A 24,290-nucleotide genomic window follows, 5' to 3' on the forward strand; every position below is an offset into this window, starting at 1 on the left:
ACTCCATAAACATTGCAGGGAAAGTTTTATGAAAACGTTAGGTGAATTTATTGTCGAAAAGCAGCACGAGTTTTCTCATGCTACCGGTGAACTCACTGCTTTGCTGTCGGCAATAAAACTGGGCGCCAAGATTATCCATCGCGATATCAACAAAGCAGGACTGGTTGATATCCTGGGTGCCAGCGGTGCTGAGAACGTGCAGGGCGAGGTTCAGCAAAAACTCGACTTGTTCGCTAATGAAAAACTGAAAGCCGCACTGAAAGCACGCGATATCGTTGCGGGCATTGCCTCTGAAGAAGAAGATGAGATTGTCGTCTTTGAAGGCTGTGAACATGCAAAATACGTGGTGCTGATGGACCCACTGGATGGCTCGTCCAACATCGATGTTAACGTCTCTGTCGGTACCATTTTCTCCATCTACCGCCGCGTTACGCCCGTCGGCACGCCGGTAACGGAAGAAGATTTCCTCCAGCCTGGTAACAAACAGGTTGCGGCAGGTTACGTGGTATACGGCTCCTCTACCATGCTGGTTTACACCACCGGATGCGGTGTTCACGCCTTTACTTACGATCCTTCGCTCGGCGTTTTCTGCCTGTGCCAGGAACGGATGCGCTTCCCGGAGAAAGGCAAAACCTACTCCATCAACGAAGGAAACTACATTAAGTTTCCGAACGGGGTGAAGAAGTACATTAAATTCTGCCAGGAAGAAGATAAATCCACCAACCGCCCGTATACCTCACGTTATATCGGTTCACTGGTCGCGGATTTCCACCGTAACCTGCTGAAAGGCGGTATTTATCTCTACCCAAGCACCGCCAGCCACCCGGACGGCAAACTGCGTTTGCTTTATGAGTGCAACCCGATGGCATTCCTGGCGGAACAAGCGGGCGGTAAAGCGAGCGATGGCAAAGAGCGTATTCTGGATATCATCCCGGAAACTCTGCACCAGCGCCGTTCGTTCTTTGTCGGCAACGACCATATGGTTGAAGATGTCGAACGCTTTATCCGTGAGTTCCCGGACGCGTAATCTCCTGCGCCTCTCCACACGGAGAGGCGTTTTTATCGCTGCGCAATGTTGACTCTTGTCACTGGCGAACTCTGACGATTCTCCCACAGCACCGTTAATCCACGCTGTAATGCTATAAAAATAAACAACAAAATACCGATGGCGATTTTCGTCCACCATGAGCTCAGCGTGCCATCAAAGTTTATGTAAGTCTGAATCAGTCCCTGAATCGCCACGCCAAAAAGCGTTCCTAATACTGTTCCAACGCCACCGCTCAAAAGCGTACCGCCAATCACCACCGACGCGATAGCATCCAGCTCCACCCCTACGCCCGCCAGCGCATATCCGGCCTGGGTATAAATCGAGAAGACAATCCCCGCCAGCGTCGCCAATCCGGTGGAAAGCATATAAATGCGAATAGTGGTGCTGCGAGTGGAAATCCCCATCAGGTTCGCCGACGTTGCGTTGCCGCCAATGGCGTACACCTGATTACCAAAGCGGGTACGATGCGCGAGGAAAATACCGATAACCACCACCGCCAGCATCAGCAGCCCCATCGCACTTAAGCGACCGCCGCCAGGGATTTTCCACGCAAGGCTTGAGAGCGTGTCATAAACAGGATGATTTATCGGGATCGACTCTTCCGAAACGAGATAGCTGACGCCGCGCAAAAAGAACATCCCTGCAAGGGTAATGATAAATGCCGGGATCTTCAGGGCGTCGATCAAAAGCCCCATAAATGCGCCAAAGGCACAGCCCATTACCAGCACCAGCGGAAATGCCAGCAACGGCGAGAGGCCGAAGTCGCCAATCACTTTTGCCAGAAACACGCCGGTAAAAGCGATCACCGAACCGACGGAGAGATCGATACCGCCAGAGAGGATCACAAAGGTCATGCCAACGGCGATTATCCCAAGAAAGGCGTTATCGGTCAGGATATTGCAGATCACTCTTGTGGAAGCAAAACCGGGAAACTGGGTTAGGCAGTAGAGATAGCCCAGCACAAAGACGCCGATGGTGATCATCAGCGGCAAGTTACGTTTTATCATGGCTACGTACTCCTTTAATCAGACTGATAAAGCGTTGCGACTGAACAATCAGCACACAAAGCACCACCACCGCTTTTACGACCTGGTTCATCTCCGGCGGAAAGCCAGAAAGTAAAATTCCGGTGTTCATCCCCTGAATAATCAGCGCCCCCACGACTGAGAGCAGCAGGTTAAAGCGCCCGCCCATCAGCGATCCGCCGCCAATCACCACCGCAAGAATGGCGTCCAGCTCCAGCCATAACCCGGCGTTGTTGGCATCGGCACCGCGAATATCCGCCGCCACGATAATGCCCGCGATCGCCGCACATAGCCCGCTCAACACGTAGGTGAGCATGACGATGATTCGTGTGTTAACTCCGGCATTTTTTGCCGCCCGAATGTTGATACCAACAGCTTCAATAAACATCCCCAGCGCCGTTTTGCGGGTCAACAGCCAGAAGAGGAGAAGCGTCAGCACCGCAATTATGACTGGCGTTGGCAGGAACAACAGCGATCCGCTGCCGAACCATGAGAGATCCGGCGAGTTAAACGTGACGATCTGTCCGGAGGTGATCAGTTGCGCCACGCCGCGCCCGGCGACCATCAGGATCAGAGTGGCGACAAACGGCTGAATTTTGAGGATCGCTACCAGTATGCCGTTCCACAATCCCGCCAGGATGCCAGTGCCCAGGGCGCTTAACAAAACAATCGGCAGGCTGAATCCCGCGACCGTCATCGCAGCCGTTGTGGCTCCGGCGATAGCCATCACCGCCCCCACAGAGAGATCAATCCCACCTGTTGCGATCACCAGCGTCATGCCAATCGCCAACAGCGCAACGGGGGCCGCACGGTTAAGAATGTCGATAGGGCTACCGAACAAACGCCCATCCTGAAGCACCACCTGCCAGAAATGCGGGGCCACCAGGCTATCGACCAGCAGCACCAGCAACAGTGCCGCCAGCTGCGGCATTCCCGTTGGCCAGCGAAAGCGCCTTTTCGGCGGCGTAGTGTCCGGGAGAGATTGAGGCATCACACTGTTCTCCTTACGCCGCAATGGCGTTCATGATCGCCGGAACGGAAAGCTCTGCCAGCGGGATCTCCGCCACCTGTTTGCGATCGCGCATGATGATCACCCGATCGGCATAGCCCACCAGCTCTTCCAGTTCGGAGGAGATCACCAGCAGCGCCAGACCATCGGCGCATAGCGTTTCAATCAGGCGGATGATCTCGGCGTGGGCACCAACATCAATGCCGCGGGTTGGCTCATCAAGGATCAGAAATTGCGGTCGGGTCAGTAGCCAACGTGAAAGCAATACTTTTTGCTGATTGCCGCCGGAGAGAAATTCAATCGGTTGTTCAGTTGAAGGTGTGCGAATGCCAAGCTGGCGGATAAAGCGTTCGGCAATCTCTTGCTGTTCTTTACGGGAAATGGGTCGTAGCCAGCCGCGCTGGGCCTGGAGAGCGAGGATGATATTTTCCCGCACCGAGGCAGCAGCGATGATGCCATCGGTTTTCCTGTCTTCCGGGCAGAAGCCGATACCCAGTACTGACGCCTGATGTGGCGATCGCAGGGTTTGCGGTTTGCCTTTGATCAACGCAGTGCCGCTGTCAGCAGGTTTGATACCGAAGATCACTTCGGCGGTTTCGGTACGTCCTGATCCCAGCAAGCCAGCCAGACCGACGATCTCGCCGGGGCGTACTTCGAGATCAAACGGTGCGATCGTTCCTTTTTTGCCGTAATTTTTGAACGCTGCAACGGGTTTGTCGCTCAACAATGTTCGCCCGGCACGCTGTAGCGCGTGGGTATCCAGCTCGCGCCCCAGCATCATTTTTACCAGTTCGATCTGCGGTAGCTCGCGCGTTTCCCGACAGCCTACGAAACTGCCGTTGCGTAAGACGGTGATCCGATCGCTGACCTGATAGACCTGATCGAGAAAGTGAGTGACAAAGATCAGGCTGACGCCGCGATCACGCAACTGACGCATCAGGCCAAACAGTAACTCTACTTCCTGGGTGTCGAGACTGGCGGTGGGTTCATCGAGGATCAGCACTTTGGCAGAGAGATCGATAGCCCGGCAAATGGCGACGATTTGCTGCATCGCGACTGAAAAGCGGTTAAGCGGTTCACGCACGTCGAGGGAGAAACCGTAAGATGCCATCAGTTCGGTGGCGCGCTTTTCCATCTCTTTACGGCGTAGAAGCCCGAAACGTTTGGGTTCGCGACCTATGAATAGATTATCAGCGACCGACATATTGGGTAGCAGGTTGACTTCCTGATAAACGGTTCCGATGCCGAGTTGTTGTGCATGGGCGGTATTTTTCGGTGAGATAGCCTGGCCTTCCAGCCAGATGGTGCCGCGATCGGCGTGGTAAACACCGGTTAATGCTTTGATTAGCGTCGATTTTCCCGCCCCGTTTTCACCGAGCAGCGCCATGATTTCGCCACGGCGCAGGCTGAAATCAACGTTGTCTAACGCTTTGACGCCGGGGAAAAATTTACTTAATCCTTCGGTGCGGAGGATTTCCTGGTGTTGGTCGGTCGTCATGGTTTCCCCCGGTGTAAAGCGTGCTCCCAGTAGGCATGATAAGACGCGGTAAGCGTCGCATCAGGCTTCAGTGCACCATCGCCGGATGCGGCGCGAGCGCCTTATCCGGCCTACGAATCGGCATCAGGCATAGCAACCCTCAATACCCCATATTTTTCTTCTTCTCTAACTCTTCTTTTGCGGTATCAGGCAGGTAAAGGGTGGATTTGGTTAACGTCAGCTTTTCAGGCATGGTGCCGTCTTTTTTGTATTTCTCCAGCGCATCGAAAGCGGGTCCCGCCATGTTCGGCGTCAGTTCAACACTGGCGTTCGCTTCGCCATCCATCATCGCTTTGTAGATGTCCGGTACACCGTCAATGGAACCCGTGAGGATATCTTTGCCCGGTTTCAGGCCCGCTTCTTTAATTGCCTGAATTGCACCAATCACCATGTCGTCGTTATGGGCGTAAACCATGCAGATGTTTTTGCCGTTGTTTTCCGCTTTGATAAAGCTCTCCATGACTTCTTTGCCTTTACTGCGGGTGAAGTCACCTGACTGCGAGCGGATAATTTTGATATTTGGCGCATTCTTAATGGCTTCGGCAAAGCCTTTCTTACGGTCAATGGCGACGCTGGCCCCAACGGTGCCCTGCAGCTCCACCACGTTGCATGGTTTGCCATTCACTTCTTTTACCAGCCAGTCACCGATCAACTTACCTTCGAGGATGTTGTCGGCAGTAACGGTGGTCATATAGAGAGATTTGTCTTTCACATCAATGGAACGATCGAGCAAGAAGACCGGGATTTCGGCATCTTTCGCCTCTTTTAATACCGGTTCCCAACCTGTCGCGACCACCGGAGCGATAAAGATCGCATCTACCCCTTGTGCAACGAAGGAACGTACCGCTTTAATCTGGTTTTCCTGCTTTTGCTGACCATCGGCAATTTTCAACGTAATTCCGCGTTTTTCGGCCTCAATTTTCGCCACATTGGTTTCTGCGGCGCGCCAGCCGGATTCCGATCCGACCTGCGAAAATCCTACGGTTAATGGAGCGGCCAACGCCATAGACGACATGGCTGCCGAGACTGCAGAGACTACAAGTAAGCGTTTCCACATAGGGTTGTCCTCGTCGGAGTAATTATTATTGGTGAAAAGATGTTCGCGAAAAAACTATAGACAATTCGTTATGTAACGGATTGCGTTACATCACACTTCAAAAAAGTAAATAAAACGTTAATCACAAGTTTGTAATCGCTTTCATCTCACTATGAAAAATGCGGCTACGGTTATGGATTTTCCTGCTCTGTATACCGTCTTAAAACTGGTGAAAAAGGAAAATGAAGACGAAAACAAGCGAAGACATTCGGCGCGAGTTGGCTATAATACTCGGCACTTGTTTGCCACATATTTTTAAAGGAAACAGACATGAGCTTACTCAACGTCCCTGCGGGTAAAGATCTGCCGGAAGACATCTACGTTGTTATTGAGATCCCGGCTAACGCAGATCCGATCAAATACGAAATCGACAAAGAGAGCGGCGCACTGTTCGTTGACCGCTTCATGTCCACCGCGATGTTCTATCCATGCAACTACGGTTACATCAACCACACCCTGTCTCTGGACGGTGACCCGGTTGACGTACTGGTCCCGACTCCGTACCCGCTGCAGCCGGGTTCTGTGATCCGTTGCCGTCCGGTTGGCGTTCTGAAAATGACCGACGAAGCCGGTGAAGATGCGAAACTGATTGCTGTTCCGCACAGCAAGCTGAGCAAAGAATACGATCACATTAAAGACGTTAACGATCTGCCAGAGCTGCTGAAAGCGCAGATCGCTCACTTCTTCGAGCACTACAAAGACCTCGAAAAAGGCAAGTGGGTGAAAGTTGAAGGTTGGGAAAACGCAGAAGCCGCTAAAGCTGAAATCGTTGCCTCCTTCGAGCGCGCAAAGAATAAATAAGTTCTTCTGGCGTAATAACCCTGAACGCCGGGCTTCGGTTAGTAAGGGTTTTTTTATGCCCGCAATTTATAAACTATCTACTCCACTATTTTTATTTTCAGCAGTTGAAAGGCTTGAACGGTAAGAACAAGCAAACCCGACCACCATTTTGCTGTTCATAGCCACTTGCTGGAAGTTAGCCGACCTCACTCATACTCACCGTTCAAAGCGTGCCCCCGTTTTACCCCTGCACATTTGTGAACGCCAGCAGAGTTTTTTATGCGATTGCAGATATGGAAAGCGGCTCGGAGAGAAAAGCAAAAGATGGAAAAGTTACAAAAAAAATCGCGAGATACATCGCATAAAACAACGCCACCCGAAGGTGGCGTGCTTTTATTATTACTTATCCCTGTCTAACCAGTCGCCGCTTTCAATTAGCTTTAATCCATCGACGGGTCGTTGATAAACGTACATCCATGCACTCCCGTACGGCGTCTGAATCAACTGGCGCGCGTATTCACCGCCCCTGGTGCGCAAGGCATCAAGTTCGGCCAGCGTGGCGTTGTCAATACGATAAACTTCACCGTGTACTGTTCCGTTCCCCGGAACTGCGCCTGGATAGTGGCCCAGGCTATACAACTGGTAGTTATCGATACTGAAATCGCCCAGTAACTGGGCATTGGTCATCCAGTGACTGTTGCCTTGTTTGTGGCGTAAACTGCCGTAGACAAATATTCGCATTGCTAAAACTCGAACTGATAGAGCAAATCCAGTGCCTGGTCTACACCAGACACGGCTTCCAGATATAGCTTAGGCATCAGGCGATAACGTAACGTGAGTGTTGCTATAGAGTCAAATATACCCACGCCGTATTTCACTTGCAGACCTGGCAATACATAGCCGCTGACCACCACCTGGGAGGAGTCGCCTACTCCCTGGGTGTCGAGCGCTAAATTGCTTACGCCAAACGTCTCGCCGATTTTACCCACAATCTGGCCACTTTGCGCAACCCCCAGGCCAATCAGCATCGAGGTCATTGCCGCACTGTCGCTCTGATCGCTCTCCAGCCCTTGTCCACGTAGCAAATAAGACAATGCAGCCTGTTGCGACATCGCCGGGTCAGAGAAGATCTCCGCTTTCGGTTCGTCCGCCAGACCAGTGACGCGAACTCCAGCGATTACGTCGTCTTCTGTAGCATCCGGGTTACGAATAGCTTCAATATTAAGATACGGTTGATCCGGCGGGCCCGAGAACAGTAGCTCACCCTTACGCACAATCAGATCCTGACCATATGCATGGAAGCGCCCTTCAGGGATGTTGATCTGCCCGTTCAGGCCCAGCCCCTGTTTGTCCTGAACGACGTTGAGATCGCCCGTCAGCCGCGCTTTCAGGCCAAAGGCGTCAATGCGCACATTGTTGCCAACGTGGACAATCAGGTTACTGTTAATCGGAATCGACGCCGTTTTTGCCTCTTCCGGTTGCAGGTTATCGTTAAGCATCACCACATCGCTGGAGACGCCTACTGCGCTTTCCGGCAGATCGTGCACCACGATGCGCGCCCACGGGACATCCACGCGACCATCGAGGGTAAACAGGTTTGGTGTAGCCTCGAATACAACATCTGGCGATACATCCATTCGTACCATCGGCGGCACGGTGATCCGCACTTTACTGCCTTTCGCCGTTACCCGCGCCCGCCAGTTTTCAATCTGGCTCCAGTCGGCATCACCGTTCAGGTAGATTTCACCCTGCTGGGTCCGTACTGTACCGGCAAGCGTCGAGCGCATACCGTTAAAGTTGACCGCAAGCTGGCTCGGTTGCATATCAAACGGCATAAAGTTGCCATCGATATCCACACCCGTAACCTGAAGCTGACCAAACAACTGCGGGCTTTGCACATCACCACCCAGACGCAAGTTGGCACTCACCATCCCCGCTGCTTTTTCCCCACGGGTAAAGATGGGGTTTATCATCGCAAGGTTGAAGTTACGGATATTGACGTTGCCACCAAGATTACGGCGGCCTTGCGGATCGGTCACCTGCACCTGTCCATCAAACTGGCCGTTATTGGTCAGGCGGATGGTCCAGCCCAATTCGGCACGGTTGTTACGCAATTCCGCCGTCAGATTCAGCGTCTGAAACGCCACGGGCAGCGCCGCATCGTTGACGGTTTGCGTTACCTGCACGTTACGCCCCGAAAGGGTGATACTGCCCTGCGGCAGCCCCTCTTTGGTAGTGTCCCAGGCAACGTCCGCTTTACCCGTGAAGATACCGCTGGCCTGAGTGGTTTCTGGCATAAACGGTTTCAGCATGGCGAGGTCGAAGCGGTTGAGATTCACCACCGCACGCCCTTCGGCCCCCGCATCGATAGTTTGCGGCACGCACAGTTCCGCATTCGGGTTAAGCCAACAGTGTGGCCCGATGCTGATTTTTTGCTCCTTATTGCGGTAATCCAGAGCAATATCGCGGGTCAGCGACCACGGGCCGACCGGCGTCTGGAAGCGGGTATTGCTAAGAGTTCCCTTCCAGCGTTCTTCTTTGCGATCAAAACTTCCTGCCAGATTAAGCTGCCCGGAAACCGGCTCGCCCTGAATCCGCAACTGTAGCTCGTGCTGCTTTTCGCTGCCTTTGGCATTCAGGGTGACGAGGTTGATATTTACATCCGGCTGTGAAATTTGCTCAACGCGCACGTCGAGTTTACCCGCAATCTGATCGGTGGATTTGATATCGCCTTCCACGCGAACCTGCGCCACGGAAAGTTCCTGCCAGCGCAGGCCGCGCGCGGTGATATCCGCCAGTAGTTGTGGCGCTTCCACCGTGCCGCGTACTTTCACCAGCCCTTTCGCTGTACCGCCAAGCCCCGGCAGCGCGTTATCCAGCCCCGGCGCGTTGATGGTGGCATCAAGATTGAGATCTTTTACCCCCAGCTCGCCTTTCACTTCGGCACTGTTTGGCCCCAGTTCCAGATGAAGCCCTGGGATCATCCACTGCATATAACTGTTGCCTTTCAGCGTGCCGTCAACGTTCACTTTGTTCTGTTTGACGTTACCGGTCAGCTTCAGTTCTGGCACCTCCATCTGCCAGGTGCCGCCGTACAGGCTACCGCGGGTTTTAATCAAGCCATTGAGTTTCGACGGCCACTCTGGGATCTCTTTGGCGGTGTTAATGCCGTTAAGCGTTAGCTCACCGCGCCAACTAATGGCCTGCTGCCAGTCGAGCAACGCCTTGAGTTCAGTTTTCCCTTCCAGCGCCGCGACGGTGAGTTTGTCGAGATTGACCTGCTGTTCATTACCTTTGGCATCAAGGGTAATGGTGGCTGGCGGGATCTCCTGTCCCTTCACTGCCGTACGCATAGAGAGCGTGTAATCGGTCATTTTGCCGGTAAGTTTCAGTTTCAGATCATCCGCCTGATACTGCTTCTCACCAGTGAACGGCCAGTAAAGCTGTTTGCTGTTTATTTCCACGTTGAGCGGCAATCCGGCTTCCGCCAGTCGCGTCTGGGCGCGTAAATCCATATCCACCGGACCGGAAAGGTTAACGCCTATCTCCAGCTGTTCGCGCAGCGCGCCGCCCACTTTCAGCTTCACCTTTTCACCTTTCAACGGCTCCACGTTCAGTGTGCTGTTGAGGGTGATATCCACCGGCCAGTTGTCTGACAGCTGCGCCGTGCCGCTGGCGTTGACGATCCCTTGATTGGAATCGATATCCAGGGCGTCCAGTTTAGTATTGCCGTCAATGCTGCTCACTTTCAGCAGCATGGTGCTCACGGTGATGTCCGTGTCGCCCGTCACGCGCAGCTGCTCGCCCTTAAACTCTTCAATGTTCAGGTTAAGCGGCAAATGCACGTCGGTCATTTCCGGCAATAACGGGCGAGAAAAGAGATCTTTCAGCGTTTCGCCGAGCGGCTTTTCATCCGGCTGCGGATTTTCAATTTTCGGCTCGACCACTTCTTCCTGCGCCACTTCCGCCACTTTCGGCAGAGCAATCAGCAGGCCTTTCAGCGACGTCGGTTTCAGGGTCAGGGTTTTCTCCTGCCAGTTCAGGCCGGAGGTGAAGTCCATCACCGACACCGTGGTGTCATCAATCTTGATGTTGACGTTGTCCAGTGCCACCCGTGTCAGGGTGATGGGATACGGCGTGGAGAGATCCAGCGGACCGCTATCTTCCTCTTCTTCAACCTGTTCAGAAGGGGGCATTTTTTTACTGTCGATGTTGACCTGAATGTCTTTCAGCGCCAGGTCATTAATACAAACGCTACTGTTCCACAGGCACTCAAGACCGACCGCCAGATGCAGATTACCCGCTTTTACCGCCACGCCTGGCTGCTCATAACGAACGTCAGACAAGGTGAGATCGCGCCAGCCGCCGGTGACCTTGCCAATATCCAGTCCTGGCACCCAGCGATCCGCCGCTTTAAATACCAGATGCAGGCCGCTGGTGGTGCCCACCAGAAACGCCACCGATCCCAGCAACAGTAAGATAACGATAACCACGCCGAGGCTGATTTTTTTCCATAAACTCATAATTCTGGCCCCAGACCGATGTAAAACTGTAACCCGTGTTCGTCTTTATCCGCGACCGGTACGGCAAAATCGAGTTTGATTGGCCCGACCGGCGATTCCCAGCGTACGCCGACCCCGGTACCGGTTTTAAAGTCGCTGCGGCGAATATCGCTTACCGCTTCGCCACTATCGACAAACACCGCGCCCCACCATTTTCCGGTCACGTTGTACTGGTATTCCAGCGATCCGGTTATCAACTTCGAGGCCCCTTTCAGGTCACCGTTGGCGTATTTCGGGGCGATAGATTTGTATTTGTAGCCGCGAATACTGCGATCGCCCCCGGCGAAGAAACGCAGATCCGGCGGTACTTTGTCGAAATCACCGGTTTCAATCCAGCCCAGCGTGCCGCGTGTAACAAAACGATGGCGATCGTACAGTGTGCGGATCCAGACGTTCTGCGCCTGGAAAACGGAGAAATCGACATCTGAGCCCCAGGCAGTGTTGGAGTAGTCGATAGAGTAGCGTTGCGAGTCGCCCCAGGTTGGCATCAGGCCACCACGAGAACGCGTGCGGCTAATCATCACCCCAGGATAAAACAGCATCGTGGTGTTGGTAATTTCACCCTGGGTAAAGTGGTCGAGGCTCCAGCGCAGGTTAATGGCACGCTGCCAGCCGCTGGAGAGATCCCAGTAGCGAGAAGCCACAAGCGTAGTGGAGTCAGATTCGGTATCGTTCAGGTCAGTGCGCTTAAAACCGCCCTGCACCAAATAATATTGTTCCAGTGGATTCTTCAGCAGCGGCATTTTATAGCTGAAGTCAAGGGTCTGTTCCGGCGCGGAAATACTGGTACTGGTGGTCAAACTGTGACCGTATGAGTTCATCCACGGCTTTTTCCACGTCGCTTTCACGCGCGGTCCCACGTCCGTAGAGTAACCGACCCCGGTTTCGATGGTGTTTTCTGTTCGCGGCGAAACCACGCCCGTCAATGGTAATACTTTCGTTTCGCGCGCTTTATCAAATTGTGGAGCCACCACCACCGAGTTAAACCAGCCGGTAGCAGAAAGTCGGCGGTTCAGTTCTGCCAGATCTTTCGATTCGTACTCATCGCCCTCTTTAAACGGCACCAGATTTTGCAGGTATTCATCGCGGATTTGTGATCCTTCAAAGGTCACATGCCCAAAGCGGTAACGTTCGCCACTGTTATAATCAATATCCCAGAAGGCTTTATGCAGGCCGAGCGCAATGCCCAGCTGCGCTTTGGTAAATTCGCTATCGAAATAACCTTTACGCAACGCAATGCTGGTTAAGGACTTTTTGAAATTTTCATAATCGCCCTGGTTCAGTACCGTGCCAATAGCCGGGCGAGTATCGAGCAATTTCAAATAGTCTTTATCGGTCCGCGCGCCGCCGCGCAATACCACATCGGTGCCGCCAATTAACACCGGCACGCCTGGCGTGACTTTGGCGATCAATACCTGCCGCCCTTTCTTTGGCGGTGGACGGAGATCAAATTCAATGGTCGGCTGGTAATAACCCAGCGCTTTCAGACCTTCGCGGATGGCATCATCGACGCGTGCGCGAAAGCGACGGTCTGGCGTCACTTCATCACTTTCAATCGTAGAAAGCTGCGCACGAACGTTCTTTTCCAGCTGTCCCGATAACCCCTCGACCTGTAGACGGACGTTCGCGGCGACGGCAGATCCGCTTAAGCAGAGTAAGCTTACACAGCATAACTGTCGGATATAGCGCACATTTTCTCCTGAATATCCTTTTTTCCTGCCCCTGGAACGCCGTTAAACGGCTTAACAAAAATCCAGTAATATGGATTAAAAAGCAGACTAAACCCCAAATATTTCTTATGTTTTACTTTAGACCTATTCACGGTGGTTATTGTGTGCAAATACGCCTCTTGTTACAACCTTAACCCCAATGACCGATTTTCGGGAGAGCGACACCATGAGTTTATTTGATAAAAAGCATCTGGTTTCCCCCGCCGATGCCCTGCCTGGACGTAACACCCCGATGCCCGTAGCCACGCTGCATGCGGTCAACGGTCACTCAATGACCAATGTACCTGACGGAATGGAGATTGCCATTTTTGCGATGGGTTGTTTCTGGGGTGTGGAGCGTCTGTTCTGGCAGTTACCCGGCGTTTACAGCACCGCCGCAGGCTATACCGGCGGCTATACGCCAAATCCGACTTATCGGGAAGTGTGCTCCGGTGATACGGGTCATGCCGAAGCGGTACGCATTGTTTACGATCCTTCCGTCATCAGCTATGAGCAGTTGCTACAGGTATTTTGGGAGAATCACGATCCCGCCCAGGGAATGCGTCAGGGCAATGACCACGGCACGCAGTATCGTTCAGCGATTTATCCGCTGACCCCAGAACAGGATGCCGCAGCTCGCGCCAGTCTGGAACGTTTTCAGGCGGCGATGCTTGCCGCCGATGACGATCGTCACATCACCACGGAAATCGCTAACGCCACACCGTTTTATTATGCCGAAGATGACCACCAGCAATATCTGCATAAAAACCCGTATGGTTACTGTGGAATTGGCGGAATTGGCGTCTGTCTGCCGCCGGAAGCATAGCGTTACGGGTACAAATGTAGATTGTTGATAAAGTGCGTTTTGTTTATGCCTGATGCGGCGTAAACGACTTACCAGGCCTACAAAATCGTCCAAATTCAATATATTGCAAGGACTGCGTAGGCCTGATCGGCATAGCGTATCAGGCAGTTTTGCATTTTTCAGCTGTCTGAATTTTAACCCTCTGGCGGCTTTACAGTACCTTACGCTATACTAGCCACTGAAAATGCCGGTTCACTTTCTTCGAATCGGCTTTCAATGTGTATTTCACACAAATTAATCAACTTCCCCTTCCGAGGATCTGGCCTGAAAGGTCGGATAAGATATGTTAAACAGTATTTTAGTCATACTCTGCTTGATCGCTGTAAGTGCGTTCTTCTCGATGTCCGAGATCTCGCTTGCCGCCTCACGCAAAATCAAACTTAAACTGCTGGCTGATGAAGGCAATATAAATGCCCAACGCGTTCTGAATATGCAGGAAAATCCCGGTATGTTCTTTACCGTGGTCCAAATCGGTCTGAACGCAGTGGCGATTCTCGGCGGTATCGTCGGTGATGCGGCATTTTCTCCAGCTTTTCACAGCCTGTTCTCCCGCTATATGTCGGCAGAGCTCTCTGAGCAACTGAGCTTTATTCTCTCTTTCTCGTTAGTGACTGGCATGTTTATCCTGTTTGCGGATTTAACCCCGAAACGCATCGGTATGATTGCGCCAGAAGCTGTCGCTTTGCGTATCATCAACCCGATGCGCTTCTGCCTGTACGTTTGCACCCCGCTGGTATGGTTCTTCAACGGCCTGGCGAACATGATCTTCCGTATTTTCAAACTGCCAATGGTACGTAAAGATGACATCACTTCTGATGACATCTACGCGGTAGTGGAAGCCGGTGCGCTGGCGGGCGTGTTACGTAAACAGGAACACGAGCTGATTGAAAACGTCTTTGAGCTGGAATCCCGTACCGTTCCGTCGTCAATGACACCGCGTGAAAACGTGATTTGGTTTGATCTCCACGAAGATGAGCAAAGTCTGAAGAATAAGGTGGCGGAACATCCGCACTCTAAGTTCCTCGTCTGTAATGAAGATATTGACCACATCATCGGCTATGTCGATTCTAAAGACCTGCTGAACCGCGTGCTGGCTAACCAAAGCCTGGCACTGAACAGCGGCGTACAAATTCGCAACACGCTGATTGTGCCGGATACGTTAACCCTTTCAGAGGCGTTGGAAAGTTTTAAAACCGCAGGTGAAGACTTCGCGGTGATCATGAACGAGTACGCGCTGGTAGTGGGGATCATCACCCTCAACGACGTGATGACCACGCTGATGGGCGATCTGGTCGGCCAGGGGCTGGAAGAGCAGATTGTCGCCCGTGATGAGAACTCATGGCTGATTGACGGCGGCACTCCGATTGACGACGTCATGCGCGTGCTGGATATTGACGAATTCCCGCAGTCGGGCAACTACGAAACCATCGGCGGCTTTATGATGTTTATGCTGCGTAAGATCCCAAAACGCACCGATTCGGTGAAATTCGCTGGCTACAAATTTGAAGTGGTGGATATCGATAACTACCGCATCGACCAGCTGCTGGTGACCCGGATCGACAGCAAGGCCACCGCCCTTTCGCCAAAACTGCCTGACGCTAAAGATAAAGAAGAAAGCGTCGCGTAACCCCCAGAAACATCAACGGCTCCTGAATCAGGAGCCGTCTTATTACTGCATAGCACTTTTTACTGCATAGCACTTTGGTTAAGCCATCTCTGTTTGCAGACGCATAACCTGACGGTTAACTTCGGACATCACTGACAAATGCAGCTTATCCTTCACTTTTGGGATAAGAATCTTACCCTTATCAAATTCAAAAGCGCCAACGTCCTTGATGTATAACCGTCCACGGAACAGGATCTTTACGTACTTCGCCACCTGAAGTGGGTTGTACCGTTGGAAAATTTTCATTGTTATCTCCTGCTGAGTATTACGCCTGTGCGGTGCCACAATCGGCCCAACTATTATGAGGCGCAAATTTTAATGCTTAGTGACTATAGACTATCCGGGCAATGTTTCCACCGCGTATAACTTTTTTTACCTAAAGGTTACAATTATTCAGAATTATCTTTTTACCGAAGCGCGGTCTTCAGTATAAGCATTCATTTTTCATATGATTTGTGCGCTTGACCGCAAACTGGCATCACACTTGCGGGAAATTCGATAAATAGCACATATGATTAAAACTCAGACCCAAGTGGTCGGATCACCTGCATATCATAAGAAGGAAACACCATGACCCTACGCAAGATTCTGGCACTCACCTGCCTGCTGTTGCCGATGATGGCTTCCGCACATCAGTTCGAAACCGGTCAGCGAGTGCCGCCGATTGGCATTACCGATCGGGGCGAGTTGGTGCTTGATAAAGATCAGTTTAGCTACAAAACCTGGAACAGCGCGCAGTTAGTGGGAAAAGTGCGGGTACTGCAACATATTGCTGGTCGCACCTCTGCAAAAGAGAAAAACGCGACGCTGATTGAAGCGATTAAATCAGCGAAGTTACCGCACGATCGTTACCAGACCACCACCATTGTTAACACCGACGACGCAATTCCGGGTTCCGGCATGTTTGTGCGCAGCAGTCTGGAGAGTAATAAAAAGCTTTATCCCTGGTCGCAGTTTATTGTCGATAGCAATGGCGTCGCGCGCGGTGCCTGGCAGCTGGATGAAGAAAGTTCTGCTGTAGTGGTGCTGGATAAAGACGGTCGCGTGCAATGGGCCAAAGACGGGGCGCTCACACCGGAAGAGGTGCAGCAAGTGATGGACCTGCTGCATAAATTAATTAATAAATAGACACTCTGAATCCCGGATTCAGGAACGACTCGCGCGGAGTGTAATCCAGCGGTTTACCCTGCCAGTCATGAACGTGCGCTCCGGCAGCTGCAGCCACAGCATGACCAGCGGCGGTATCCCAAATATTCGTTGGTCCGAAGCGCGGGTACAGCTGCGCCTGCCCTTCCGCCACCAGGCAGAATTTCAGCGAAGAGCCGATGGACGTGGTCTGATGTTCGCCAAGCTGTTGCAGATACTCTTTCAGCTCCGCATCTGCATGGGAACGGCTGATAACCACCAGCGGCGGGCGCGCATCGCGGACCTGAATCTGCTTGCGCACACCGCACTCTTCTTTCCAGGCCTTGCCTTCTGCCGCGCTGTACATTATGTTCATTACCGGCGCATACACCACACCTAAAATCGGTTTGCCATGGTCAATGAGCGCAATGTTAACGGTGAATTCGCCATTACGTTTAATAAACTCTTTAGTACCATCCAGCGGGTCTACCAGCCAGTAACGCTGCCAGTGCTGACGGACTTCCCAACCGGGAGGATCTTCTTCAGAAAGGACCGGAATATCCGGTGTCAGCGTACGTAAACCGTCCATGATAACGGTGTGAGCGGCAATATCCGCTGCCGTTACCGGAGAATTGTCCGCTTTGCTGACGACGTCCATCGGTTTCGTCCCGTCGTAGACCTGCATAATGGCATCGCCTGCATTCCGTGCAAGCTGGCATACTTGATCTAACATTTCTCCACCTCGTCTCTGTGAGCGGTGTTAACTTATTGTTTTACTTATACCCTATCGTTAATGAATGCGCCAACTGTGATAGTGTCATCATTTTCAAAGCGTAAAATTGTGGCATTCTTCACTGTTCTATAAGTAAGGCGTTTATTCTCCCTTTTCTTTCGTATTCCCGATGATAAAAGGATGTCCCTGATGATTAAGTTTAGCGCAACGCTCCTGGCCACGCTGATTGCCGCCAGTGTGAATGCAGCGACGGTCGATCTACGTATCATGGAAACCACTGATCTGCATAGCAACATGATGGATTTCGATTATTACAAAGACACCGCCACGGAAAAATTCGGACTGGTACGTACGGCAAGCCTGATTAACGATGCCCGCAATGAAGTGAAAAACAGCGTACTGGTCGATAACGGCGATTTGATTCAGGGGAGTCCGCTGGCCGATTACATATCGGCGAAAGGATTAAAAGCAGGTGATGTTCATCCGGTTTATAAGGCGCTGAATACGCTGGATTATACGGTCGGTACACTCGGCAATCATGAATTTAACTACGGTCTGGATTACCTGAAAAATGCGTTGGCGGGAGCGAAATTCCCTTATGTAAATGCCAACGTCATTGACGCCAGAACCAAACAGCCAATGTTTACACCGTATTTAATTAAAGATACCGAAGTGGTCGATAAAGACGGAAAAAAACAGACGCTGAAGATTGGCTATATTGGCGTCGTGCCGCCGCAAATCATGGGCTGGGATAAAGCTAATTTATCCGGAAAAGTGACGGTGAATGATATTACCGAAACCGTGCGCAAATACGTGCCTGAAATGCGCGAGAAAGGTGCCGATGTCGTTGTCGTTCTGGCGCATTCCGGGCTATCTGCCGATCCGTATAAAGTGATGGCGGAAAACTCAGTTTATTACCTCAGTGAAATTCCTGGCGTTAACGCCATTATGTTTGGCCATGCTCACGCCGTTTTCCCAGGTAAAGATTTTGCTGATATCGAAGGGGCTGATATCGCGAAAGGCACGCTGAATGGTGTTCCGGCGGTAATGCCGGGCATGTGGGGCGATCATCTTGGGGTGGTCGACTTACAACTCAGTAATAACAGCGGTAAATGGCAGGTGACGCAGGCGAAAGCGGAAGCACGGCCGATTTACGACATCGCCAATAAAAAATCCCTCGCGGCGGAAGACAGCAAGCTGGTAGAAACACTCAAAGCCGATCACGATGCCACACGCCAGTTCGTCAGCAAGCCAATCGGTAAATCCGCCGACAATATGTATAGCTATCTGGCGCTGGTGCAGGACGATCCGACCGTGCAGGTGGTGAACAACGCGCAAAAAGCGTATGTCGAGCATTACATTCAGGGCGATCCGGATCTGGCAAAACTGCCGGTGCTTTCAGCTGCTGCACCGTTTAAAGTTGGTGGTCGCAAAAATGATCCGGCAAGCTATGTGGAGGTGGAAAAAGGCCAGTTGACCTTCCGTAATGCCGCCGATCTTTATCTCTACCCCAATACGCTGATTGTGGTGAAAGCCAGCGGTAAAGAGGTGAAAGAGTGGCTGGAGTGCTCCGCCGGACAGTTTAACCAGATTGATCCTGACAACACGAAACCACAGTCACTCATCAACTGGGATGGTTTCCGCACCTATAACTTTGATGTGATTGATGGTGTGAATTATCAGATTGATGTTACCCAGCCTGCCCGTTATGACGGCGAGTGCCAGATGGTTAATGCCAATGCGGAAAGGATTAAGAACCTGACCTTTAATGGCAAGCCGATTGATCCGAACGCCATGTTCCTGGTTGCCACCAATAACTATCGCGCTTACGGCGGCAAATTTGCCGGTACGGGCGACAGCCATATCGCTTTTGCTTCACCGGATGAGAACCGCTCGGTGCTGGCAGCGTGGATTGCTGATGAGTCGAAACGTGCGGGGGAAATTCACCCGGCGGCAGATAACAACTGGCGTTTAGCACCGATAGCTGGCGATAAGAAACTGGATATCCGTTTCGAAACCTCTCCATCAGATAAAGCCGCGGCGTTTATTAAAGAGAAAGGGCAATATCCGATGAATAAAGTCGCGACCGATGATATCGGGTTTGCGATTTATCAGGTGGATTTGAGTAAGTAATACACTTCTTTTTCGGCCTATAAATCATCAACCGCATCCGGCACTTTTGTCGGATGCGATGCTGGCGCATCTTATCCGCCCTACAAGTCATGAACCGTAGGCCGGATAAGCGCAGCCGGCAGTTATGCCGCACGTTCATCCCGCACCGCCAACACCTCGGGCAAATTCAACTCAATCCAGTCCGCCAGTGCAGCAACCTTTTCGCTCACCTGCTCGCCCAGCGGCGTGAGGCTATATTCCACATGCGGCGGCACCACCGGATACGCGATACGGTTAAGAAAACCATCCTGTTCTAACGCCTGTAACGACTGCGCAAGCATCTTTTCACTCACCCCACCGATTTTGCGCCGCAGGTCGCTAAAGCGATGAGTACCTTCGCGTAGCGCCACCAGAATCAACACCCCCCAACGGCTGGTGACGTGTTTCAACACCTCGCGCGACGGGCACTGTTCCGCAAAGAGATTACCCTCTTTCAGTTGTTGTGACAGGCTAACCTGACTCATTTCATACTTACCTTTTTGTACGTACTTACTAAAAGTAAGTTTAGGTGTTAGCGTATTTAAACACAAGACAAAACGATGGAGACTTCCCATGATCGCTATTACTGGTGCCACTGGCCAACTTGGTCACTATGTTATTAAATCCTTGATGAAAACGGTTCCTGCCAGCCAAATAGTGGCTATCGTTCGTAATCCGGCAAAAGCCCAGGCACTGACAGCACAAGGCATTACCGTGCGTCAGGCTGACTACGGCGATGAAGCCGCACTGACATCTGCACTTCAGGGAGTGGAAAAACTACTGCTGATCTCTTCCAGCGAAGTGGGTCAACGTGCCCCGCAGCATCGTAATGTTATTAATGCCGCAAAGACGGCTGGCGTGAAATTTATCGCTTATACCAGTCTGCTTCACGCGGATAAATCTCCGCTCGGCCTCGCCGATGAGCACATCGAGACGGAGAAAATGTTGGCTGATTCTGGCATCGTTTACACCCTGCTGCGCAACGGCTGGTACACCGAAAACTATCTCGCCAGCGCCCCGGCAGCACTGGAGCACGGCGTATTTATCGGTGCCGCGGGCGATGGCAAAATTGCCTCGGCAACGCGGGCAGATTATGCGGCAGCTGCGGCACGCGTGATTAGCGAAGCCGGTCACGAAGGCAAGGTTTACGAGCTGGCGGGCGATAGTGCCTGGACGTTGACACAGTTAGCGGCAGAGCTGACCAAACAGAGCGGCAAACAGGTTACCTATCAAAATCTGAGCGAAACCGATTTCGCTGCGGCGCTGAAAAGCGTTGGCCTGCCTGACGGACTGGCGGATATGCTGGCGGATTCTGACGTTGGCGCATCGAAAGGCGGTCTGTTTGATGACAGCAAAACGCTGAGCAAATTGATTGGCCGCCCAACGACAACGTTAGCCGAAAGCGTAAGCCATCTTTTTAATGTTAATAAATAGTTAATTAAAGTGGCATCCTCCCGCATCCTCTCTGATAATGACGGGATGCCGGGAGCAATCATGTCTGCTTCCTGAACGTTTCTTCTGACAGACCAATGGATGCCAGTAATGATTAGCGGCGTGCTGTACGCCCTGTTAGCAGGGTTGATGTGGGGGCTTATTTTTGTCGGGCCGTTGATCGTGCCGGAATACCCGGCGATGTTGCAGTCGATGGGGCGTTATCTGGCGTTAGGGTTAATTGCGCTACCCATTGCCTGGCTGGGACGCGTGCGTCTGCGTCAGTTGGCGCGTCGCGACTGGCTTACCGCCTTGATGCTCACTATGATGGGCAACCTCATCTATTACTTCTGCCTTGCCAGTGCCATTCAACGTACTGGCGCGCCTGTTTCTACGATGATTATTGGCACCCTGCCGGTGGTCATTCCTGTCTTTGCCAATCTGCTTTATAGCCAGCGCGACGGCAAACTCGCGTGGGGAAAACTCGCCCCGGCACTGATTTGTATTGGCATCGGCCTGGCGTGTGTGAATATTGCTGAGTTAAACCACGGACTCCCCGATTTTGACTGGGCACGTTATACCTCTGGCATCGTGCTAGCGTTAGTTTCCGTGGTCTGCTGGGCATGGTATGCCCTGCGCAACGCCCGCTGGCTGCGGGAAAATCCCGACAAACATCCGATGATGTGGGCGACGGCGCAGGCGCTGGTCACGCTGCCGGTTTCTCTCATCGGCTATCTCGTCGCCTGTTACTGGCTGAATATACAAACGCCGGACTTCTCCTTACCTTTTGGCCCCCGTCCGCTGGTGTTTATTAGTCTGATGGTTGCGATAGCCGTGCTTTGCTCATGGGTTGGCGCACTCTGCTGGAACGTCGCCAGCCAGCGATTACCGACAGTGATTCTCGGGCCGCTGATCGTTTTCGAAACACTGGCAGGTTTGCTGTACACCTTTTTGATACGCCAGCAAATGCCGCCGCTGATGACGCTGAGCGGTATCGCGCTGTTAGTGGTTGGCGTGGTCATTGCAGTCAGAGCAAAACCGGAAAAGCCTTTAACTGAATCTGTCTCAGAAAGTTGACATACTGGCAGTGAGTTAAATAAGCCTCTGCTACGTAAGGGTTATAGCATTTGCCTTAAAGATGCATTTAAAATACATCTTATCTTATTAAGAATGAGGTATCAGCTATGGCTTATCGCGACCAACCTTTAGGTGAACTGGCGCTCTCTATCCCTCGCGCTTCGGCTCTGTTTCGTAAATATGATATGGATTACTGCTGCGGCGGTAAGCAAACGCTGGCGCGTGCGGCGGCACGTAAAGAACTGGATGTTGAGGTCATTGAAGCTGAGCTGGCAAAGCTTGCTGAACAACCGATTGAGAAAGACTGGCGTAGCGCCCCGCTGGCAGAAATCATCGACCATATCATCGTGCGCTACCACGATCGTCACCGCGAGCAACTGCCGGAGCTGATCCTGCAAGCGACTAAAGTCGAGCGCGTTCACGCCGACAAACCGAGCGTGCCAAAAGGGCTGACAAAATACCTGACCATGCTGCATGAAGAGCTTTCCAGCCACATGATGAAAGAAGAGCAGATCCTCTTCCCGATGATCAAACAAGGCATGGGCAGCCAGGCAATGGGGCCAATCAGCGTAATGGAAAGCGAGCACGATGAAGCGGGCGAACTGCTGGAAGTGATCAAACACACTACCAATAACGTCACACCGCCGCCAGAAGCCTGCACCACCTGGAAAGCGATGTATAACGGCATTAATGAACTGATTGATGACCTGATGGATCACATCAGTCTGGAAAACAATGTACTGTTCCCACGCGCGCTGGCGGGTGAGTAATCTAAAAGCTGGATGGCATTGCGCCATCCAGCATGATAATGCGGTTATTTCCGCAGTTCAGCAGCCCGCTTCTTACCAATAAACAACCAGCCCAGCCCCAGTGCGATAAACCACAGCGGGGTGACCAACAGCGCCTGGCGAGTGTCATCTTCCAGTGTCAGCAACACGACCACGAACACAAAGAACGCCATACATACCCAGCACATCAGCTTGCCGAGCGGCATCTTGTAGATCGACTTCTCATGCAGATGAGGACGCTGTTTGCGGTAAACCAGGTACGAGCAAAGGATAATCGTCCAGACGAACATAAACAGAATCGCGGAAACGGTTGTAATCATCGTGAACGCGCCAATCACGCTAGGATTCACATACAGCATCACCACGCCACCGAGCAGGCAGATGCAGGAGAAGGTCAGCCCTTTCGCTGGTACTGCGCGCTTAGAAAGTTTAGCGAACGCTTTCGGTGCCACACCTTCCTGCGCCAGACCAAACAGCATACGGCTGGTAGAGAAGACGCCGCTGTTAGCGGAAGACGCCGCAGAGGTCAGCACCACAAAGTTGATCACGCTTGCGGCAGCAGGCAGCCCTACCAACACGAACAGTTCAACAAACGGGCTTTTCTCCGGGACTACCGAACTCCACGGCGTCACGGACATAATCACAATCAGCGCGAAGACGTAGAACATAATGATACGGATCGGAATGGAGTTAATCGCGCGTGGCAGTGATTTCTCCGGATCTTTGGTTTCCGCAGCTGTTGTACCTACCAGCTCAATCCCCACGAAAGCGAAAACCGCTATCTGGAATCCGGCAAAGAAGCCACTTAAACCTTTCGGGAACCAGCCGCCGTCATTCCACAAATGCGCGAATGACGCTTCCACACCGGTCGGTGACTGAAAGTGCATCGCCACCATGACCAGGCCGACGACAATCAGCGACACGATGGCGACGATTTTGATCATCGCAAACCAGAACTCCATCTCACCGAACATTTTCACGGTGGCAAGGTTGAGCGTCAACAGCAGCACTATCACCGCCAGCGAGGCGACCCAGTCGGAGAGATCGGGGAACCAGAACTGAGCATAAGCAGTGATCGCCACCACGTCTGCCATACCGGTTACAACCCAGCAGAACCAGTAAGTCCAGCCGGTGAAATATCCTGCCCACGGCCCGAGTAAATCGGAAGCGAAGTCACTAAAAGATTTGTATTCCAGATTCGAAAGCAGCAATTCCCCCATTGCCCGCATCACGAAAAAGAGCATAAAACCGATGATCATATAAACGAAAATGATCGACGGCCCGGCAAGGCTAATCGTTTTGCCAGACCCCATAAACAACCCCGTACCAATGGCACCGCCAATGGCAATAAGCTGAATATGTCGGTTTGTGAGATTGCGCCGTAGCGACTGTTCAGCCGGAGCCTGATCATCGGCAACGACTTTTACCTGATCTACCATGTTTTTTTCTTCCTGTACCTGTCTGTGTTGTTCAGGCTCTACGGCCTTTAGTCAGTCTATGATACGACGAATCTGTATCGGGACTCATCGATATTAGGTAACAATACGCGGGATGAATACTAAGATTTAGATCTAATGTTAATTTTATGTTTAAAGTGAGTGTCATATCACGGTGATAACGCGAAACAGCTCACAAAAATACACGCTTACGGGGTCTTTGCAACACAAAATAGCGCCGTTTGGCAAACT

20 protein-coding genes are annotated in these 24,290 nt (G+C 52.1%); 9 read left to right on the top strand and 11 right to left on the bottom strand.

Translation table 11 applies throughout. The features are described 5' to 3' along the window. Positions 1-28 precede the first annotated feature (28 nt). On the top strand, positions 29-1,027 hold the full coding sequence (gene fbp, locus AB4H76_RS20445; protein WP_000853753.1) for a class 1 fructose-bisphosphatase: 999 nt from the start codon (positions 29-31) through the stop codon (positions 1,025-1,027). A gap of 32 nt (positions 1,028-1,059) precedes the next feature. Here fbp and yjfF read toward each other — a convergent pair whose 3' ends face one another. The 4 genes from yjfF to ytfQ all read right to left on the bottom strand — a co-directional run bounded on the left by yjfF (position 1,060) and on the right by ytfQ (position 5,676). Continuing rightward, on the bottom strand, positions 1,060-2,055 hold the full coding sequence (gene yjfF / locus AB4H76_RS20450; protein WP_000596021.1) for a galactofuranose ABC transporter, permease protein YjfF: 996 nt from the start codon (positions 2,053-2,055) through the stop codon (positions 1,060-1,062). Further along, positions 2,042-3,064 carry a galactofuranose ABC transporter, ATP-binding protein YtfT gene (gene ytfT / locus AB4H76_RS20455; protein WP_001367906.1) on the bottom strand — a complete coding sequence of 341 codons (1,023 nt, stop codon included), beginning with the start codon at positions 3,062-3,064 and terminating at the stop codon, positions 2,042-2,044. Before ytfT ends, yjfF begins: the two co-directional genes overlap by 14 nt. A gap of 13 nt (positions 3,065-3,077) precedes the next feature. Next, a complete protein-coding gene (gene ytfR / locus AB4H76_RS20460; protein ID WP_000205813.1) occupies positions 3,078-4,580 on the bottom strand; it encodes a galactofuranose ABC transporter, ATP-binding protein YtfR in 1,503 nt (500 codons plus the stop codon). A 139-nt stretch (positions 4,581-4,719) separates the two neighbouring features. Beyond that, the gene (ytfQ, locus tag AB4H76_RS20465; RefSeq protein WP_077492816.1) at positions 4,720-5,676 is read right to left on the bottom strand and encodes a galactofuranose ABC transporter substrate-binding protein YtfQ; all 957 of its coding nucleotides are present in this window, start codon (positions 5,674-5,676) and stop codon (positions 4,720-4,722) included. A gap of 309 nt (positions 5,677-5,985) precedes the next feature. Between ytfQ and ppa the strand changes: the two genes are divergently transcribed. After that, positions 5,986-6,516, top strand: coding sequence for an inorganic diphosphatase (gene ppa / locus AB4H76_RS20470; protein ID WP_000055070.1), 531 nt, complete (start codon positions 5,986-5,988; stop codon positions 6,514-6,516). 378 nt (positions 6,517-6,894) lie between these two features. Here ppa and AB4H76_RS20475 read toward each other — a convergent pair whose 3' ends face one another. Genes AB4H76_RS20475 through tamA form a run of 3 tightly spaced genes read right to left on the bottom strand, consistent with a single transcriptional unit; the run spans position 6,895 to position 12,748 of the window. After that, complete coding sequence (locus AB4H76_RS20475; RefSeq protein WP_001219160.1) at positions 6,895-7,236, bottom strand: gamma-glutamylcyclotransferase family protein; 342 nt, start codon at positions 7,234-7,236, stop codon at positions 6,895-6,897. 2 nt (positions 7,237-7,238) lie between these two features. After that, complete coding sequence (gene tamB / locus AB4H76_RS20480) at positions 7,239-11,018, bottom strand: autotransporter assembly complex protein TamB (RefSeq protein WP_085452762.1); 3,780 nt, start codon at positions 11,016-11,018, stop codon at positions 7,239-7,241. Further along, on the bottom strand, positions 11,015-12,748 hold the full coding sequence (tamA, locus tag AB4H76_RS20485) for an autotransporter assembly complex protein TamA (RefSeq protein WP_001269327.1): 1,734 nt from the start codon (positions 12,746-12,748) through the stop codon (positions 11,015-11,017). The genes tamB and tamA overlap by 4 nt, the downstream gene beginning before the upstream one ends. A 205-nt stretch (positions 12,749-12,953) precedes the next feature. Between tamA and msrA the strand changes: the two genes are divergently transcribed. Beyond that, on the top strand, positions 12,954-13,592 hold the full coding sequence (gene msrA, locus AB4H76_RS20490) for a peptide-methionine (S)-S-oxide reductase MsrA (RefSeq protein ID WP_001295196.1): 639 nt from the start codon (positions 12,954-12,956) through the stop codon (positions 13,590-13,592). Positions 13,593-13,914: 322 nt separating this feature from the next. Continuing rightward, positions 13,915-15,258: a hemolysin family protein gene (locus AB4H76_RS20495; RefSeq protein ID WP_000935042.1), complete on the top strand. Its 1,344-nt coding sequence runs from the start codon at positions 13,915-13,917 to the stop codon at positions 15,256-15,258. Positions 15,259-15,336: 78 nt separating this feature from the next. Here the strand turns inward: AB4H76_RS20495 and AB4H76_RS20500 are convergent, their stop codons facing one another. After that, positions 15,337-15,543: a DUF1107 domain-containing protein gene (locus AB4H76_RS20500; RefSeq protein WP_000689228.1), complete on the bottom strand. Its 207-nt coding sequence runs from the start codon at positions 15,541-15,543 to the stop codon at positions 15,337-15,339. A gap of 324 nt (positions 15,544-15,867) precedes the next feature. On the opposite strand from AB4H76_RS20500, the gene AB4H76_RS20505 reads away from it, so the two are divergent. Continuing rightward, positions 15,868-16,425: a YtfJ family protein gene (locus AB4H76_RS20505; RefSeq protein ID WP_077492814.1), complete on the top strand. Its 558-nt coding sequence runs from the start codon at positions 15,868-15,870 to the stop codon at positions 16,423-16,425. On the opposite strand, the gene cysQ is transcribed toward AB4H76_RS20505, so the two are convergent. Beyond that, positions 16,415-17,155 (bottom strand): 3'(2'),5'-bisphosphate nucleotidase CysQ, encoded by a 741-nt coding sequence (gene cysQ, locus AB4H76_RS20510; RefSeq protein ID WP_000886900.1) that lies wholly within the window; start codon positions 17,153-17,155, stop codon positions 16,415-16,417. The two genes, AB4H76_RS20505 and cysQ, sit on opposite strands and share 11 nt — an antisense overlap. 189 nt (positions 17,156-17,344) lie before the next feature. Here cysQ and cpdB point away from each other — a divergent pair, with 189 nt between their 5' ends. After that, complete coding sequence (gene cpdB / locus AB4H76_RS20515; RefSeq protein WP_000589409.1) at positions 17,345-19,288, top strand: 2',3'-cyclic-nucleotide 2'-phosphodiesterase; 1,944 nt, start codon at positions 17,345-17,347, stop codon at positions 19,286-19,288. Positions 19,289-19,410: 122 nt separating this feature from the next. On the opposite strand, the gene AB4H76_RS20520 is transcribed toward cpdB, so the two are convergent. Further along, positions 19,411-19,791 (bottom strand): winged helix-turn-helix transcriptional regulator, encoded by a 381-nt coding sequence (locus tag AB4H76_RS20520; protein WP_000084622.1) that lies wholly within the window; start codon positions 19,789-19,791, stop codon positions 19,411-19,413. Positions 19,792-19,879: 88 nt separating this feature from the next. Between AB4H76_RS20520 and qorB the strand changes: the two genes are divergently transcribed. The 3 genes from qorB (at position 19,880) to ytfE (ending at position 22,584) form a co-directional block, all read left to right on the top strand. Next, positions 19,880-20,740, top strand: a complete 861-nt coding sequence (gene qorB / locus AB4H76_RS20525) for an NAD(P)H:quinone oxidoreductase (protein WP_000560597.1) — start codon at positions 19,880-19,882, stop codon at positions 20,738-20,740. Positions 20,741-20,848: 108 nt separating this feature from the next. Continuing rightward, complete coding sequence (locus AB4H76_RS20530) at positions 20,849-21,814, top strand: DMT family transporter (protein ID WP_001295194.1); 966 nt, start codon at positions 20,849-20,851, stop codon at positions 21,812-21,814. A 107-nt stretch (positions 21,815-21,921) separates the two neighbouring features. Then, the gene (gene ytfE / locus AB4H76_RS20535; RefSeq protein ID WP_000331456.1) at positions 21,922-22,584 is read left to right on the top strand and encodes an iron-sulfur cluster repair protein YtfE; all 663 of its coding nucleotides are present in this window, start codon (positions 21,922-21,924) and stop codon (positions 22,582-22,584) included. Positions 22,585-22,628: 44 nt separating this feature from the next. On the opposite strand, the gene cycA is transcribed toward ytfE, so the two are convergent. Then, positions 22,629-24,041 (bottom strand): D-serine/D-alanine/glycine transporter, encoded by a 1,413-nt coding sequence (gene cycA / locus AB4H76_RS20540; RefSeq protein ID WP_000228346.1) that lies wholly within the window; start codon positions 24,039-24,041, stop codon positions 22,629-22,631. Positions 24,042-24,290: the final 249 nt, after the last annotated feature.

It is taken from the genome of Escherichia sp. UTM R2 (assembly GCF_048593455.1).
Classification (GTDB): Bacteria; Pseudomonadota; Gammaproteobacteria; order Enterobacterales; family Enterobacteriaceae; genus Escherichia; species Escherichia coli.

Coding starts and splice junctions, on each gene's coding strand:
- fbp (WP_000853753.1), top strand. CDS start 29: ATGAAAACGTTAGGTGAATTTATTGTCGAAAAGCAGCACGAGTTTTCT.
- yjfF (WP_000596021.1), bottom strand. CDS start 2,055: ATGATAAAACGTAACTTGCCGCTGATGATCACCATCGGCGTCTTTGTG.
- ytfT (WP_001367906.1), bottom strand. CDS start 3,064: ATGCCTCAATCTCTCCCGGACACTACGCCGCCGAAAAGGCGCTTTCGC.
- ytfR (WP_000205813.1), bottom strand. CDS start 4,580: ATGACGACCGACCAACACCAGGAAATCCTCCGCACCGAAGGATTAAGT.
- ytfQ (WP_077492816.1), bottom strand. CDS start 5,676: ATGTGGAAACGCTTACTTGTAGTCTCTGCAGTCTCGGCAGCCATGTCG.
- ppa (WP_000055070.1), top strand. CDS start 5,986: ATGAGCTTACTCAACGTCCCTGCGGGTAAAGATCTGCCGGAAGACATC.
- AB4H76_RS20475 (WP_001219160.1), bottom strand. CDS start 7,236: ATGCGAATATTTGTCTACGGCAGTTTACGCCACAAACAAGGCAACAGT.
- tamB (WP_085452762.1), bottom strand. CDS start 11,018: ATGAGTTTATGGAAAAAAATCAGCCTCGGCGTGGTTATCGTTATCTTA.
- msrA (WP_001295196.1), top strand. CDS start 12,954: ATGAGTTTATTTGATAAAAAGCATCTGGTTTCCCCCGCCGATGCCCTG.
- AB4H76_RS20495 (WP_000935042.1), top strand. CDS start 13,915: ATGTTAAACAGTATTTTAGTCATACTCTGCTTGATCGCTGTAAGTGCG.
- AB4H76_RS20500 (WP_000689228.1), bottom strand. CDS start 15,543: ATGAAAATTTTCCAACGGTACAACCCACTTCAGGTGGCGAAGTACGTA.
- AB4H76_RS20505 (WP_077492814.1), top strand. CDS start 15,868: ATGACCCTACGCAAGATTCTGGCACTCACCTGCCTGCTGTTGCCGATG.
- cysQ (WP_000886900.1), bottom strand. CDS start 17,155: ATGTTAGATCAAGTATGCCAGCTTGCACGGAATGCAGGCGATGCCATT.
- cpdB (WP_000589409.1), top strand. CDS start 17,345: ATGATTAAGTTTAGCGCAACGCTCCTGGCCACGCTGATTGCCGCCAGT.
- AB4H76_RS20520 (WP_000084622.1), bottom strand. CDS start 19,791: ATGAGTCAGGTTAGCCTGTCACAACAACTGAAAGAGGGTAATCTCTTT.
- qorB (WP_000560597.1), top strand. CDS start 19,880: ATGATCGCTATTACTGGTGCCACTGGCCAACTTGGTCACTATGTTATT.
- AB4H76_RS20530 (WP_001295194.1), top strand. CDS start 20,849: ATGATTAGCGGCGTGCTGTACGCCCTGTTAGCAGGGTTGATGTGGGGG.
- ytfE (WP_000331456.1), top strand. CDS start 21,922: ATGGCTTATCGCGACCAACCTTTAGGTGAACTGGCGCTCTCTATCCCT.
- cycA (WP_000228346.1), bottom strand. CDS start 24,041: ATGGTAGATCAGGTAAAAGTCGTTGCCGATGATCAGGCTCCGGCTGAA.